The 255-nt window shown below is 52.9% G+C and carries 1 rRNA gene; it reads right to left on the bottom strand.

From position 1 onward, the window contains the following. Window positions 1-255, bottom strand: a 16S ribosomal RNA gene (locus tag KJS57_RS26225); the annotation flags it as partial.

Raw genomic sequence — 255 nt, 5'->3', positions numbered from 1 at the left:
GGCAACTAAAGTTAAGGGTTGCGCTCGTTGCGGGACTTAACCCAACATCTCACGACACGAGCTGACGACAACCATGCACCACCTGTCTCCTCTGTCCCGAAGGAAAGGTACATCTCTGTACCGGTCAGAGGGATGTCAAGACCTGGTAAGGTTCTTCGCGTTGCTTCGAATTAAACCACATACTCCACTGCTTGTGCGGGTCCCCGTCAATTCCTTTGAGTTTCAGTCTTGCGACCGTACTCCCCAGGCGGAATG

The organism is Paenibacillus vini, assembly GCF_018403325.1.
GTDB classification, from domain to species: domain Bacteria; phylum Bacillota; class Bacilli; order Paenibacillales; family Paenibacillaceae; genus Fontibacillus; species Fontibacillus vini.
Note: the sequence above shows the minus strand (reverse complement) of the source record. Positions and strands in the feature narration are given on the sequence as shown.